The organism is Pseudomonas fluorescens, from assembly GCF_040448305.1.
In the GTDB taxonomy this organism is placed as follows: Bacteria; Pseudomonadota; Gammaproteobacteria; order Pseudomonadales; family Pseudomonadaceae; genus Aquipseudomonas; species Aquipseudomonas fluorescens_BH.
This window is the reverse complement of record NZ_CP148752.1, coordinates 4,566,514-4,581,785: the sequence shown is the minus strand read 5'-3', so window position 1 is coordinate 4,581,785 and position 15,272 is coordinate 4,566,514. Positions and strand designations below refer to the sequence as shown.

Genomic DNA, 15,272 nt, shown 5'->3' with positions numbered 1-15,272 from the left:
AGGGAGCTTGCTCCCGCTGGACTGCGCAGCAGGCCCCTTTCGCAAGTTCCGGTCTATCTGGTAGAGAGCGAAGATCTCAAATTCTGGCGACTGCTTCGCAGCCGAGCGGGAGCAAGCTCCCTCGCCACAAAAAACGGCACCCGAAGGTGCCGTTTTTGTTTACTGCCGAATGACTCTAAGCGATCAACCCGCAAGGCCCGACTGTTGAACCAGGTTCAGCAGCGGTTGTGGGTACAGGCCGAGGAAGAACGCCAGTACCGCAATCGCCAGCAGCATCACGCCGCCTGCGCGTTGTTCCCAGTGCAGTTGGGCGTCGACGCGACGCAGGTTTGGCTCGATCAGGAACAGGGTGACCATCACACGCAGGTAGTAGAACACGCCGATGGCGCTGCCCAGTACCAGGGAACCGACCAGCCACCACTGGTGCGACTCGACACCGGTGGCGATGATGTAGAACTTGCCGATGAAGCCCGCGGTCAGCGGGATACCGGCCAGGGACAGCATCATCACGGTCAGTACGGCGGTCAGGTACGGACGGCGCCAGAACAGGCCGCGGTATTCGTACAGGGCGTCTGCGTCACGGCCTTTGTACGGCGAGGACATCAGGGTGATCACACCGAAAGCGCCGAGGCTGGTGATCACGTAGGTGACCAGGTACACGCCGATGGCTTCCACGGCCAGACCCTTGCTCGCCACCAGGGCGATCAGCAGGTAGCCGAAGTGGGCGATGGACGAGTAACCCAGCAGACGCTTGAGGTTGCTCTGGGTCAGGGCCAGCAGGTTACCGAACAGGATCGACGCGATGGCGATGATGGTCAGCACGTTGCTCAGCACGCCGCTGCTCGCCACTGGCGAGATCTGGAACAGGCGCACCATCACCGCGAACACAGCCACTTTGGAAGCGGTAGCCAGGAACGCTGCGACCGGCGCCGGAGCACCCTCGTAAACGTCCGGAGTCCATAGGTGGAAGGGTACCAGCGACAGCTTGAACGCCAGACCGATCAGCATCATGCCCAGGCCCAGTTGTGCCAGCGAGCTTGGCAGACCGGTAGCCGCCAGCGCCTGACCGATGCCGACGAAGCTCAGGGAACCGGCGTCAGCGTAGAGCAGGGCCATACCGAACAACAGGAACGCGGAACCTGCCGCCGACAGCACCATGTACTTGATACCGGCTTCCAGCGAGCGCTTGTTGAAGAAGGCATAGGCCACCAGACCGTAGACCGGTACCGAGAGCAGTTCCAGACCGATGAACAACCCGGCCAGGTGCTGCGCGCTGACCAACACCAGGCCACCGGCGGCGGCCATCAGGATCAGCAGGTAAAGCTCTTCACGGTTGCCCGGGTAGCCCGTGCCGCCATCGCCGAGGTAGGCGTGGGCGAGGGTTACACAAGCGAGGGTGGCGACCAGGATCAGCGCCATGTACAGGCAGGCGAACGAGTCGATCTGCAGCAACGGAGTCACAGCCAGGGGCGCGACTTTTAAGGCAGGCAGGATCGACAGCAATGCCAGGTTCAGACCCGCCACCGACAGCAGGAAGGTCTGGGAGTGGTTGCGGCGCCAGGCAATCGCCAGCATCACCACGATGATCGTGGCGCTGGTGATCAACAACGGCGCTAGCGCGATAAAGTGTTGAGTCGTGAATTCCATAGCGCTCTTACCGGGCCGAAGCGAGTTGAGTGAAGGCGGTGCCGATCCACTGCTGCACGCCATGCATCGTAGCGGCAGAGGTGTCGAGGAACGGTTGCGGGTAAACACCGATGTAGATCACCAACGCCGCAAGACCGGCTACCATGATCAGTTCGCGACCGTCCATGCCATGCAGCACCGCGTCCGATTTGGACGGGCCGAAGAAGGCACGGTGGATCATGATCAGCGAGTAGACCGAACCGAACACCAGGCCGGACGTCGCGATCACGGTGACCCATGGGGCACTGGCAAAGGTGCCGATCAGGATCAGGAACTCTCCGACGAAGTTACCGGTCGCCGGCAAGCCCAGCGACGCGGCGGCGAAGAACAGGCTGAGGGCTGGCAGGTAAGCGATCTTCGACCACAGGCCACCCATTTCACGCATGTCGCGGGTGTGGGTGCGTTCGTACAACTGGCCACTCAAGATAAAGAGTGCCGCGGCCGACAGGCCGTGCGCCAGCATTTGCATCACCGCGCCCTGCAGCGCCAGTTGGCTGCCGGAGTAGATGCCGATCAGAACGAAGCCCATGTGGGAAACGGACGAGAAGGCAATCAGACGCTTGATGTCAGTTTGCGCGAAGGCCAGGAACGCACCGTAGAAGATCCCGATCAGACCCAGAGTCATGGCGATCGGCGCAAACTCGGCCGACGCATTCGGGAACAGCGGCAGGGCGAAACGCAGCAGACCGTACGCAGCAGTCTTCAGCAAGATACCGGCGAGGTCGACGGAACCTGCGGTCGGCGCCTGGGCGTGAGCGTCAGGCAGCCAGGAGTGGAACGGTACGACCGGCAACTTGACCGCGAAAGCGATGAAGAAACCGAGCATCAGAATGTACTCGGTGGTCAGCGACATCTTGGTTTTCAACAGATCGGCGTAGTTGAAGGTAATCACGCCGGTGTCGTTGAAGTTGACCAGTACCAGGCCCAGGATCGCCACCAGCATGATCAGGCCGGAAGCCTGAGTGAAGATGAAGAACTTGGTCGCCGCGTAGATCCGGGTTTTCTTGCCGTCCGAAGAACTGTGACCCCAGAGCGCGATGAGGAAGTACATCGGCACCAGCATCATTTCCCAGAAGAAGAAGAACATGAACAGGTCGAGGGCGAGGAACACGCCGACGACACCGCCCAGGATCCACATCAGGTTCAGGTGGAAGAAGCCCACGTGACGCTGGATCTCTTTCCACGAGCAGAGTACCGAGAGGACACCCAGCAGACCGGTCAGCAGGATCATCAACAGGGACAGGCCGTCGAGGGCCAGGTGCACATTGATGCCGAAACGCTGGATCCAGACGTGTTTGAACTCAATCACCCAGGTCGGATCGGCGCCTGGCGCCGGGGCAAATGAATAGTCACCGTTGGCCCACAGCCAGAGGCCGAGGGAGAGCAGCAGGGACATGGTGATCAGCGCAATCCAGCGCGGGAGAGTGGCGCCGAAGCGCTCACCCATCCAGCACAGCAGGCCGCCGATGAAGGGGATCAGGATTAGCCAGGGCAGAATCATGACGGGCTCGTTTCCTTTCGCAAATTCGCAAGGTTCATATCAGACCGCTACCAGCACGACGGCGCCAATGACCAGCACGGCACCAGCAGCCATCGAGGCGGCATACCAACGCAGTTGACCGGTCTCGGTACGGCTCAGGGCGGTGTGACCGCCTTTGGCCATGCGCGGGATCAGACCGATGGTCTGGTCGAGCGGGTCTTTGCGCAATACATGGATGATCGCAAGGTAAGGCTTGACGAACAGTTTGTCGTAGATCCAGTCGAAGCCCCAGGCAGCGAACCACCAGGCCGAAAGGAGGCGGCCGATGCCGCTGTTGGCGACGGCAGTGACGAAGCGACGCTTGCCGAGGAACAGCAGCGCGGCCAGCAGGATACCGGCCAGGGCGATGGCGCCCGAAGCGATTTCCAGGCTGTGCTTGGCTTCGCCGCCAGCATGGCCGACGCTTTCCGGCAGTACGCCGTGCAGCGGTGGAACGATCATCGCGCCGATGGCGGTGGACAATACGATCAGCACCGACAGTGGCAGCCAGTGGGCAATGCCGTGACCGGCGTGGGCTTCGGTCTTCGCTTCACCGTGGAACGCGATGAAGATCAGGCGGAAGGTGTAGAGCGAAGTCATGAACGCGCCGACCAGACCTGCATAGAGCAGACCGTTGTTGCCGCTGGCGAACGCTTCCCAGAGGATTTCGTCCTTGGAGTAGAAGCCCGCAGTCACCAGAGGCAGGGCCGCCAGGGCCGCGCCGCCGACGATGAAGCTGGCGTAGGCCAGTGGCAGTTTCTTCCACAGACCGCCCATCTTGAAGATGTTCTGCTCGTGGTGGCAGGCAACGATCACCGAACCGGACGCAAGGAACAGCAGGGCCTTGAAGAAGGCGTGGGTCATCAGGTGGAAGATCGCGCCATCCCAGGCACCAACGCCCAGGGCCAGGAACATGTAGCCGATCTGGCTCATGGTCGAGTAGGCGAGGATACGCTTGATGTCGGTCTGGACCAGGGCTGCAAAGCCTGCGAGAACCAGGGTCACGCCACCGACGATTCCTACTAGATGCAGGATCTCCGGCGCCAGGGTGAACAGGCCGTGGGTACGGGCAATCAGGTAGACGCCAGCGGTTACCATGGTTGCGGCGTGGATCAGTGCCGAAACCGGAGTCGGGCCGGCCATCGCATCCGCCAGCCAGGTTTGCAGCGGCAGTTGTGCGGATTTACCGACAGCACCGCCCAGCAGCATCAGGGTGGCCATGACCATCCAGAAGTCACCGGACTGGAATTTCTGCGGAGCCAGCACCAGCAGTTCCTGAACGTTCAGGGTGCCCAGTTGGGCAAACAGAATGAACAGGCCGATGGCCATGAACACGTCACCGATACGGGTCACGATGAAGGCTTTGAGTGCGGCGTTACCGTTGTTGCGATTGCTGTAGTAGAAACCGATCAACAGGTACGAGCACAGGCCCACGCCTTCCCAGCCGAAGTACAAGAACAACAGGTTATCGCCCAATACCAGGAACAGCATGCTGGCGATAAACAGGTTGGTGTAGGCGAAGAAGCGCGAGTAACCGGCTTCACCGCGCATGTACCAGGAGGCGAACAGGTGGATCAGGAAGCCGACGCCAACCACCACACCGAGCATGGTCACGGACAGACCGTCCAGGTACAGGGCGAAGTTCGGCGTGAAGCCTTCCACCGCCATCCACTGCCACAACACCTGGGTGTAGTGACCGCCTTCCGGCGGGGCGACGTTGAACTGCCAGATCACATAGGCCGCGACGATCGCCGACAGGCCAATGGAGCCGACGCCGATCAGCGCCGAGAGGTTTTCCGAGAGGCGTCCCCGGGAGAACGCCAGCAGCACAAAACCGATCAGAGGGAACAGGAAAGTCAGATAGAGAAGGTTCATCCGCGCATCTCACTGGCAGCGTCGATATCGAGCGTGTGGAAGCGGCGATACAGTTGCAGCAGGATCGCCAGGCCAATACTGGCCTCGGCGGCTGCCAGGCTGATCACCAGGATGAACATGATCTGTCCATCCGGCTGCGCCCAGCGGCTACCGGCAACGATGAACGCCAAGGCGGAGGCATTCATCATGACCTCCAGGCTCATCAGCACGAAGAGAATGTTGCGGCGGACCATCAGGCCGACCAGACCGAGGCAGAACAGGATGCCGGCGACCGCCAGACCATGCTCCATGGGGATAGCAGGCATCGTCATTGCTCCTTGGCTTCGTTGCGGCCCAAGTGGAACGCCGTGACGGCTGCGGCGAGCAGCAGCATCGAGGCGAGTTCGACCACCAGCAGGTAAGGACCGAACAGGCTGATGCCCACGGCCTTGGCGTCTACGGTGGTGTGGCCGATGGCTTCACCGGTCTGGTGGGAGAACAGCACATACAGCAGTTCCACCAGCAGCAGCGCGGCGAGGAGGACCGGGCCGCCCCAGATACCGGGCTTGAGCCAGGCGCGCTCTTGCTGAGCCGAGGCCGGACCCAGGTTCAGCATCATCACCACGAACACGAACAGCACCATGATGGCGCCAGCGTAGGCGATCACTTCCAGTACACCGGCGAACGGCGCGCCGAGGGCGAAGAACGTCATCGCCACGGCGATCAGCGAAATGATCAGGTAGAGCAGGGCGTGCACAGGGTTGGTGTTGGTGATCACGCGAAGCGTGGACACCACAGCGATACCCGATGCGAAATAGAAAGCGAATTCCATCTTTCTTCCTTAAGGCAGCAAGCTCTTCACGTTGATCGGTTCGGCTTCATTCTGCGCGGAGCCTTTCGGCTTCCCGGCAATCGCCATACCTGCAACACGATAGAAGTTGTAATCAGGGTTTTTGCCGGGGCCGGAGATCAGCAGATCTTCTTTCTCGTAAACCAGGTCCTGACGTTTGAACTCGGCCATCTCGAAATCCGGTGTCAGCTGGATCGCGGTGGTCGGGCAGGCTTCCTCGCAGAGGCCGCAGAAAATGCAGCGCGAGAAGTTGATGCGAAAGAACTCCGGGTACCAGCGACCGTCTTCGGTTTCAGCTTTCTGCAGCGAGATGCAACCGACCGGGCACGCCACGGCGCACAGGTTGCAGGCTACACAACGCTCTTCGCCGTCGGGGTCACGGGTCAGGACGATACGCCCACGAAAGCGCGGCGGCAGGTACACCGCCTCTTCCGGATACTGCAGCGTGTCGCGCTTGCGGAAGGCATGGCTGAAGATCATCACCAGGCTGCGAAGCTGGGTGTAGAAGCCATGCACGATGTCAAATATGTACTTCATGATTCTCTATCCTCACTGAGCCGCGACGGCGGGCGTGTTGAGCAACACGATCGCAGCGGTCACCAGCATGTTGATGAGGGTCAGCGGCAGGCAGAACTTCCAGCTGAAATCCATCACTTGGTCATACCGTGGGCGCGGAATCGAGGCGCGCAGCAGGATGAAGAACATGATGAAAAACGCGGTTTTCAGAGCGAACCAAATGAACGGGATCTGCGGCAGGATGCCGAACGGACCGTGCCAGCCACCGAAGAACAGGGTTACCAGCAGAGCCGAGATCAGCACGATGCCGATGTACTCGCCGACGAAGAACATGCCCCATTTCATGCCGGCGTATTCAATGTGGTAACCGTCGGCCAGTTCCTGTTCCGCTTCCGGCTGGTCGAACGGGTGACGGTGAGTCACGGCGACGCCAGCGATGAAGAAGGTCAGGAAACCGAAGATCTGCGGAATGACGAACCACAGGTTCTGCGCTTGATACTCAACGATGTCGCGCATGTTGAACGAGCCAACCTGGATCACGATGCCCATCAGCGACAGGCCCATGAACACTTCGTACGACACGGTCTGTGCCGAGGCCCGCAAGCTGCCCAGCAGGGCGAACTTGTTGTTGCTCGACCAGCCGGCGAACAACACCGCGTAGACCGACAGGCCCGCCATGGCGAAGAAGAACAGGATGCCGATGTTGATGTCCGCGACACCCCAGGTCGGGGTGATCGGGATGATTGCGAAGGCAATCAGCAAGGCGCTCATGGCCACGACCGGCGCCAAAGTGAAGATCACTTTGTCGGCGAACGGCGGAGTCCAGTCTTCCTTGAAGAACATCTTGATCATGTCGGCCGCGATCTGGAACGCGCCGAACGGACCGACGCGGTTCGGACCGTAACGGTCCTGCCAGAGGGCGAGCAGACGACGCTCGACCCAGCTCAGCAGAGCACCGCAAACCACTACGGCGAGCAGAATCACCACGGCCTTGAGGACCGCGATGATCACGTCGATCACTTCAGGAGTGAACAAGGTCATTGAGCTGCCTCCTGCAGACCGTCAACGGATTTGCCAAAGATCGCTGGCGGAATGCCGGCGATGCCCGCAGGCAATGCCACCAGACCGGCGCCCAGCTCTTCATTGATACGCAGTGGCAGGCGCAGGGTCTGGCCAGCCACATTCAGGCTCAGCATGGCACCGTCATTGACGCCCAAACGGTCGGCTTCAGACTTGGCCAGTGCAACATAAGCAGCTGGAATGCGTTCCTGAACCGGAGCGGCTTTCGAAGAGTTCTCTTCGCTGCCGAACAGGTGGAAGAACGGCACAACCTGCCAGGTGCCCTGGGCTGGGTTGAACGCGCGCGGAACACTGGCGAACCAGTTCAGCGAGTCACCAGTGCTTTCGATCAGGCGGGTGCCCGGGTCGCCAGCGCGGATATGACCACCGACTTCGTCCTGGAACTTGTTCCAGGCTTGCGGCGAGTTCCAGCCCGGAGACCAGGCGAATGGCACTTGCTGACGCGGCTCGGCCGAGCCCGAGTAACCTTCCATGGAGAAGGCGAACGCGGTGTCCTTGTCCTGCGGGGTACGTGGCTCGTGCACGCTGATATCGGCGCGCATGGCGGTACGACCAGAGTAACGCAGCGGTTCACGGGCCAGTTTCATGCCCTTGATGCGGAACGCGGCGGACGGTGCGGCATCGACGATGCGGTTCAGGATCGAAGTGCTGGAAGCGACGGCGGCGGTGGCGTGGTCCAGTTGGGTCCAGTCGATCGGCTGGTTCAACAGGGTCGCGCGCAGGGCATGCAGCCAGCGCCAGCCTTCGTGAACCAGGATGCTCGCGTCCATGTACTTCGGATCGAAGACCTGGAAGAAGCGCTGGGCGCGCCCTTCCTGGCTGACCAGGGTGCCGTCGCCTTCAGCGAAGCTGGCGGCTGGCAGAACCAGGTGCGCGCGATCGCTGGTGGCAGTCTTCTGATGGTCGGCGACGATCAGCACTTTGGCGGCGCTCAGGGCAGCATCGACCTTGGCTTTGTCGGTACGGGTGTACAGATCGTTTTCCAGCACGACAATGGCGTCGGCCTTACCGTCGATCACCGCTTGCAGCGCGGCGTCGACCGATTCGCCACCGAGCATGGCCAGGCCGAGGCTGTTGGCCTCAGGCACGATCAGGCTGATGGAACCGTTCTTCTCGCGCAGCTTCAGGGCCTTGGCGATGTTCGCGGCGGCTTCGATCAAGGCTTTGGAGCCCAGGGACGTACCGGCGATGATCAGTGGACGCTTGGCTTTGATCAGGGCGTCGGCAATGCGCTTGGCCAGCTCGAGTGCTTCGCTGTCCAGGCCTTCAACGGCTGGAGCGTTGGCGTCGAGGGCGTGAGCCACGGCGAAACCGATGCGGGCCAGGTCGTCCGGAGCGGCGTGAACGCACTCTTCGGCGATGTCGTCGAGCTTGGTTTCAGCCAGGCTTGCGATGAACAGCGGGTTCAGCGCGTGCTGGCCGATGTTCTTCACGGCGGCGTCGAGCCAAGGCTGGACGCGCATGGCGTCGGCCATGTCTTCGGCCTTGCCCTTGACCGATTGACGCAGGGACAGGGCCATACGCGCAGCAGTCTGGGTCAGGTCTTCACCGAGGACGAACACGGCGTCGTGATCTTCGATGTCACGCATGTTCGGCACTGGCAGCGGGCTGTCTTTGAGCACTTGCAGGACCAGACGGATGCGCTCCAGCTCGGCAGCTTCGATACCCGAGTAGAAATGCTCGGCGCCCACCAGTTCGCGCAGCGCGTAGTTGCTTTCGAGGCTGGCGCGGGGCGAACCGATACCGACGATGTTGCGACCGCGCAGCAGGTCGGCGGCTTTATCCAGCGCTTCGTCGAGGCTCAGCTTGGCGCCATTGGCCAGCAGTGGCTGACGCGGGCGGTCTTCGCGGTTGACATAGCCATAGCCGAAACGGCCACGGTCGCACAGGAAGTACTGGTTCACCGAACCGTTGAAACGGTTTTCGATACGACGCAGTTCACCGTAACGCTCGCCCGGGGAGATGTTGCAACCGCTGGAGCAGCCATGGCAGATGCTCGGCGAGAACTGCATGTCCCACTTGCGGTTGTAGCGCTCGGAGTGAGTCTTGTCGGTGAACACACCGGTCGGGCAGACCTCGGTGAGGTTGCCGGAGAACTCGCTTTCCAGGGTGCCGTCTTCAACGCGACCGAAGTACACGTTGTCGTGGGCGCCGTACACACCGAGGTCGGTGCCGCCTGCGTAGTCTTTATAGAAGCGCACGCAGCGGTAGCAAGCGATGCAGCGGTTCATCTCGTGGGAAATGAACGGGCCCAGTTGCTGGTTCTGGTGGGTACGCTTGGTGAAGCGGTAACGGCGCTCGTTGTGGCCGGTCATTACCGTCATGTCTTGCAGGTGGCAGTGACCGCCTTCTTCACAGACCGGGCAGTCGTGAGGGTGGTTGGTCATCAACCATTCAACAACACTGGCACGGAAGGCCTTGGATTCTTCATCTTCGATGGAGATCCAGGTGCCGTCGGTGGCAGGGGTCATGCAGGACATGACGATACGACCACGGGTGTCGTTCTCGTCGGTGTACTGCTTGACCGCGCACTGGCGGCAAGCGCCAACGCTGCCCAGGGCAGGGTGCCAGCAGAAATAAGGGATATCGAGGCCTAGCGACAGACATGCCTGTAACAGGTTGTCTGCCCCGTCGACTTCGAGCTCTTTGCCGTCTACGTGGATAGTGGCCATGGTTCAAAGTTCTTCGTTGGCCCGGTGTCAGCGGGCGTGGCTAATGGAATCTTGTTATCCGCGTGAATCAACACAGCCGTTAAAGGCGTCATCACACGAAAAGCGAAGGGCACGGACCCTTCGCCTTTTTTAAGCGTTTACGCGCCGACCAGGATCGGCCTTGCCAGAGGCGGGACGGCGGCGCTGACAGGCGCGATACCGGCTTCGAACTCTGGACGGAAGTATTTGATTGCGCTGCCCAACGGCTCCACGGCGCCCGGTGCGTGAGCACAGAAGGTCTTGCCTGGGCCGAGGAAGCCGACCAGACCCAGCAGGGTCTCGATGTCGCCTGGCTGGCCTTCACCGTTCTCGATGGCCATCAGGAGCTTGACGCTCCATGGCAAGCCATCGCGGCACGGGGTGCAGAAGCCACAGGATTCGCGAGCGAAGAACTGCTCCATGTTGCGCAGCAGGGACACCATGTTGACGCTGTCGTCCACCGCCATGGCCAGGCCGGTACCCATGCGGGTGCCCACTTTGGCGATGCCGCCGGCGTACATTTGTGCGTCCAGGTGTTCCGGCAACAGGAAGCCGGTACCGGCGCCGCCAGGCTGCCAGCACTTGAGCTTGTACCCGTCGCGCATGCCGCCGGCGTAGTCTTCGAACAGTTCGCGACCGGTGACGCCAAACGGCAATTCCCACAGACCAGGGTTCTTGACCTTGCCGGAGAAGCCCATGAGCTTGGTGCCCATGTCTTCGCTGCCTTCGCGGGCCAACGATTTGTACCAGTCCACGCCGTCGGCGATGATCGCCGGCACGTTGCACAGGGTCTCGACGTTGTTCACGCAAGTCGGCTTGCCCCACACGCCAACGGCGGCAGGGAAGGGCGGCTTGGAGCGCGGGTTGGCGCGACGGCCTTCGAGGGAGTTGATCAGTGCGGTTTCTTCACCGCAGATGTAACGCCCGGCGCCGGTGTGGACGAATAGCTCGAAATCAAAACCCGAACCCAGGATGTTCTTGCCCAGCAGGCCCGCTGCCTTGGCTTCTTCCACGGCACGGTTCAAGTGCTTGGCCGCGGTGGTGTACTCGCCACGCAGGAAGATGTAGCCACGGTAGGTTTTCAGTGCGCGGGCACTGATCAGCATGCCTTCGATCAGCAGATGGGGCAGTTGCTCCATCAGCATGCGGTCTTTCCAGGTGTTGGGCTCCATTTCATCCGCGTTGCACAGCAGGTAGCGGATGTTGATGGACTCGTCCTTGGGCATCAGGCCCCACTTAACACCCGTGGGGAAGCCTGCACCGCCGCGACCCTTGAGGCCGGAATCTTTCACGGTCTGGACGATGTCGTCCTGAGCCATGTCGGCGAAGGCCTTGCGCGCAGCGGCGTAACCGTTCTTGGCCTGGTACTCGTCGAGCCATACGGCTTCGCCGTCGTCACGCAAACGCCAGGTCAGCGGGTGAGTCTCGGCCGAACGCTTGATGAGGTTGGCCGGACCGAAGGAAGTCAGGGTCATACGTAGCCCTCGAGCAATTTGGCAACGCCTGCTGGCTGCACATCACCGAAAGTGTCGTCGTCGATCATCAACGCCGGCGCCTTGTCGCAGTTGCCGAGGCAGCAGACCGGCAGCAGGGTGAAACGACCGTCGGCGGTGGTCTGACCCAGGCCGATGCCGAGCTTGCTCTGGATTTCGCTGACCACGGACTCGTGGCCGCCGATGTAGCAGACCATGCTGTCGCAGACGCGAATGATGTGACGGCCCACTGGCTGACGGAAGATCTGGCTGTAGAAAGTGGCCACGCCTTCAACGTCGCTGGCCGGGATGCCGAGGATCTCGCCGATGGCGTACAAAGCGCCGTCCGGCACCCAGCCACGTTCCTTCTGGACGATCTTCAGGGCTTCGATCGACGCCGCGCGCGGGTCTTCGTAGTGATGCAACTCGTGCTCGATGGCCGAGCGCTCGGTTTCACTCAAGGTGAAACGGTCTGTCTGGATAAGCGTGCTGTTCATGCTTAGCGGTCCACGTCGGCCATAACGAAATCGATACTACCCAGGTACGCAATCAAGTCCGCGACCATGCTGCCTTTGATCACCGAAGGGATCTGCTGCAGGTGCGGGAAGCTTGGGGTGCGAATCCGGGTGCGGTAGCTCATGGTGCCGCCATCGCTCGTCAGGTAATAACTGTTGATGCCCTTGGTCGCTTCGATCATCTGGAAGGATTCGTTGGCCGGCATGACCGGGCCCCACGAAACCTGCAGGAAGTGCGTGATCAAGGTTTCGATGTGCTGCAGGGTGCGCTCTTTCGGAGGCGGCGTGGTCAGCGGGTGATCCGCCTTGTACGGGCCTTCCGGCATGTTGCGCAGGCACTGGTCGATGATCTTGATGCTCTGGCGCATCTCTTCGACGCGCACGATGCAACGGTCGTAGGCATCGCCATTGGCCGCCAGCGGCACTTCGAACTCGAAGTTCTCGTAGCCGGAGTACGGGCGCGCCTTACGCAGGTCGAAATCGCAACCAGTGGCGCGCAGGCCGGAACCGGTGACGCCCCATTCCAGGGCCTCTTTGGTGTTGTAGTCGGCGACGCCGATGGTCCGGCCGCGCAGGATGCTGTTGTCCAGTGCGGCTTTCTGGTATTCGTCCAGACGCTTTGGCATCCACTCGACGAAATCCTTGACCAGTTTTTCCCAACCGCGCGGCAGGTCGTGGGCGACGCCACCGATGCGGTACCAGGCCGGGTGCAGACGGAAGCCGGTAATGGCCTCGATCACCGTGTACGCCTTCTGGCGGTCGGTGAAGGTGAAGAACACCGGGGTCATGGCGCCGACGTCCTGGATGTAGGTACCCAGGAACAGCAGGTGGCTGGTGATCCGGAAGAACTCGGCCATCATGATGCGGATGACGTCGACCTTCTCCGGCACCTTGATGCCGGCCAGCTTCTCGACCGAGAGCACGTACGGCAGGTTGTTCATCACGCCGCCGAGGTAGTCGATACGGTCGGTGTACGGGATGAAGCTGTGCCAGGACTGACGCTCGGCCATCTTCTCGGCACCACGGTGGTGGTAACCAACGTCAGGCACGCAGTCGACGATTTCTTCGCCGTCCAGCTGCAGGATGATGCGGAACGCACCGTGCGCGGACGGGTGGTTCGGGCCGAGGTTGAGGAACATGTAGTCCTCGTTCGGGCCGGAACGCTTCATGCCCCAGTCTTCAGGCTTGAAGCGCGCGGCTTCTTCCTCGAGCTGTTGCTTGGCCAGGGTCAGGCTGAACGGATCGAACTCGGTGGCACGGGCCGGGAAGTCCTTGCGCAGCGGGTGACCTTCCCAGGTCGGCGGCATCATTATGCGCGACAGATGCGGGTGGCCTTTGAAGTCGATGCCGAACATGTCCCAGACTTCACGCTCGTACCAGTTGGCGTTCGGCCAGATGCTGGTGACGGTCGGCAAGCTGAGGTCGCTCTCGGACAAGGCGACTTTGATCATGACGTCACTATTACGTTCGATCGACATCAAGTGATAGAACACGGAGAAGTCGACGCCGTTCGGCAGCCCTTGACGCTTGGTGCGCAGACGCTCGTCCACGCCGTGCAGGTCATAGAGCATGACGTACGGCTTGGGCAGGTTGCGCAGGAAGCTCAGGACTTCGACGAGTTTGGCGCGGGCAACCCAAAGCACCGGCATGCCGGTGCGGGTAGCCTGGGCGGTGAACGCCTCCGGGCCAAAACGGTTGTTCAGTTCGACGACCACATCCTGGTCGTCTGCCTTGTAAGGCGGGATGTACAGAGCACTGCCTGTAGTCATGGTTATTTTATCGCTTTCGGTCAACGTAAAGAATGAAGCCAGTTTCTCGTTCTATTAAAGAAGCAGATCTGGATCAGACTTCGTCGGGGCTGCGCAGGTTGGTTACCTGAATACGCTGTTCGCGGCGCTTTTCCTTTTCGGAAGGCATCTCGGCGCGGTACACGCCTTGATCGCCAACGACCCAGGAAAGTGGACGACGCTCCTGGCCAATCGACTCCTGCAACAGCATCAAGCCTTGCAGGAAAGCCTCAGGGCGGGGCGGGCAGCCAGGCACGTAGACGTCCACGGGCAGGAACTTGTCCACCCCTTGAACGACGGAGTAGATGTCGTACATGCCACCGGAGTTGGCGCACGAACCCATGGAGATGACCCATTTAGGCTCGAGCATTTGCTCGTAGAGACGCTGAATGATCGGCGCCATCTTGATGAAGCAGGTACCGGCGATAACCATGAAATCCGCCTGACGCGGCGATGCCCGGATAACCTCGGCGCCAAAGCGCGCGATGTCGTGGGGCGCCGTGAAGGCGGTGGTCATTTCCACGTAGCAGCACGAAAGACCGAAGTTATACGGCCACAGGGAGTTCTTGCGCCCCCAGTTGATCGTGCCGTTAAGCACGTCTTCGAGCTTGCCCATGAAAATGTTTTTGTGGACTTGATCTTCTAACGGATCGGAAACGGTTTCCCGCTGGCCAATCGGATACTGCTCGTTAGGAGCATCGGGGTCGATCCTGGTGAGATTGTATTGCATTGCCAAAGCCTCATTGTTTCAGCTTCGCTTGCCGCTTGCGCCGAGCTTCCGGAGCCCAGTCAAGGGCGCCCACTCGGAATAGGTAGACAAGGCCTGCCAACAGAATTGCTATGAAAACGAGAGCTTCGACGAATCCGGTCCAGCCGCTTTCGCGGACGGACACAGACCATGCAAAGAGAAAGAGGGCTTCGATATCGAAGATCACGAAGAGCATCGCGACCAGATAGAATTTGGCTGAGAGCCGCAAGCGGGCGCCACCTGTAGGTAGCATGCCGGACTCGAACGGTTCGTTTTTGCTGCGGCCCCAGGCTTTTGACCCGAGGAGGCTGGAAACACCGAGCATGAAGGCACAGAGGCCGACAACGCCTAGAAGGAAAATGGCAAAGCCCCAGTTGTGGGCCATGAGTCCTGTCGCTTCGGGCATGCTGGTAATCCTTAACAGAGAGCAAAGGTCTCTGAGCTTGAAAAGAAACAAAAGCAGTGACGATATGTCGCAGCAATCAATCCCGCTGATTTTATGGCTAAACACCCGGCAAGTAAAATTCCTATAGCGAAATTTATTATAGGAATAAG

Annotated in this window: 13 protein-coding genes; all 13 read right to left on the bottom strand. The window is 60.7% G+C overall.

The annotated features are described in order from the left end of the window. Positions 1-183: 183 nt before the first annotated feature. Entirely contained in the window at positions 184-1,647 is a 1,464-nt protein-coding gene (gene nuoN, locus WHX55_RS20830; protein ID WP_353741205.1) for an NADH-quinone oxidoreductase subunit NuoN, read from the bottom strand. Between the two features lie 7 nt (positions 1,648-1,654). Continuing rightward, on the bottom strand, positions 1,655-3,187 hold the full coding sequence (gene nuoM / locus WHX55_RS20825; protein ID WP_150725929.1) for an NADH-quinone oxidoreductase subunit M: 1,533 nt from the start codon (positions 3,185-3,187) through the stop codon (positions 1,655-1,657). A 39-nt stretch (positions 3,188-3,226) separates the two neighbouring features. Continuing rightward, complete coding sequence (nuoL, locus tag WHX55_RS20820) at positions 3,227-5,080, bottom strand: NADH-quinone oxidoreductase subunit L (protein WP_353741204.1); 1,854 nt, start codon at positions 5,078-5,080, stop codon at positions 3,227-3,229. After that, the gene (gene nuoK, locus WHX55_RS20815) at positions 5,077-5,385 is read right to left on the bottom strand and encodes an NADH-quinone oxidoreductase subunit NuoK (protein WP_007946416.1); all 309 of its coding nucleotides are present in this window, start codon (positions 5,383-5,385) and stop codon (positions 5,077-5,079) included. The genes nuoL and nuoK overlap by 4 nt, the downstream gene beginning before the upstream one ends. Positions 5,386-5,387: 2 nt before the next feature. Further along, positions 5,388-5,891, bottom strand: a complete 504-nt coding sequence (gene nuoJ, locus WHX55_RS20810; protein ID WP_046037836.1) for an NADH-quinone oxidoreductase subunit J — start codon at positions 5,889-5,891, stop codon at positions 5,388-5,390. A gap of 9 nt (positions 5,892-5,900) precedes the next feature. Beyond that, positions 5,901-6,449 carry an NADH-quinone oxidoreductase subunit NuoI gene (gene nuoI, locus WHX55_RS20805; RefSeq protein WP_150725931.1) on the bottom strand — a complete coding sequence of 183 codons (549 nt, stop codon included), beginning with the start codon at positions 6,447-6,449 and terminating at the stop codon, positions 5,901-5,903. A 9-nt stretch (positions 6,450-6,458) separates the two neighbouring features. Continuing rightward, the gene (nuoH, locus tag WHX55_RS20800) at positions 6,459-7,466 is read right to left on the bottom strand and encodes an NADH-quinone oxidoreductase subunit NuoH (protein WP_150725932.1); all 1,008 of its coding nucleotides are present in this window, start codon (positions 7,464-7,466) and stop codon (positions 6,459-6,461) included. Beyond that, positions 7,463-10,177, bottom strand: a complete 2,715-nt coding sequence (nuoG, locus tag WHX55_RS20795; RefSeq protein WP_151214443.1) for an NADH-quinone oxidoreductase subunit NuoG — start codon at positions 10,175-10,177, stop codon at positions 7,463-7,465. Before nuoG ends, nuoH begins: the two co-directional genes overlap by 4 nt. A gap of 137 nt (positions 10,178-10,314) precedes the next feature. Continuing rightward, the gene (gene nuoF, locus WHX55_RS20790) at positions 10,315-11,670 is read right to left on the bottom strand and encodes an NADH-quinone oxidoreductase subunit NuoF (protein WP_150725934.1); all 1,356 of its coding nucleotides are present in this window, start codon (positions 11,668-11,670) and stop codon (positions 10,315-10,317) included. Then, entirely contained in the window at positions 11,667-12,164 is a 498-nt protein-coding gene (gene nuoE / locus WHX55_RS20785; RefSeq protein ID WP_008020715.1) for an NADH-quinone oxidoreductase subunit NuoE, read from the bottom strand. Before nuoE ends, nuoF begins: the two co-directional genes overlap by 4 nt. A gap of 2 nt (positions 12,165-12,166) precedes the next feature. Then, entirely contained in the window at positions 12,167-13,951 is a 1,785-nt protein-coding gene (gene nuoC, locus WHX55_RS20780; protein ID WP_150725935.1) for an NADH-quinone oxidoreductase subunit C/D, read from the bottom strand. A gap of 73 nt (positions 13,952-14,024) precedes the next feature. Beyond that, positions 14,025-14,699: an NADH-quinone oxidoreductase subunit B gene (locus WHX55_RS20775; protein WP_007970441.1), complete on the bottom strand. Its 675-nt coding sequence runs from the start codon at positions 14,697-14,699 to the stop codon at positions 14,025-14,027. Between the two features lie 10 nt (positions 14,700-14,709). Continuing rightward, the gene (locus tag WHX55_RS20770; RefSeq protein WP_003223812.1) at positions 14,710-15,123 is read right to left on the bottom strand and encodes an NADH-quinone oxidoreductase subunit A; all 414 of its coding nucleotides are present in this window, start codon (positions 15,121-15,123) and stop codon (positions 14,710-14,712) included. Positions 15,124-15,272 lie beyond the last annotated feature (149 nt).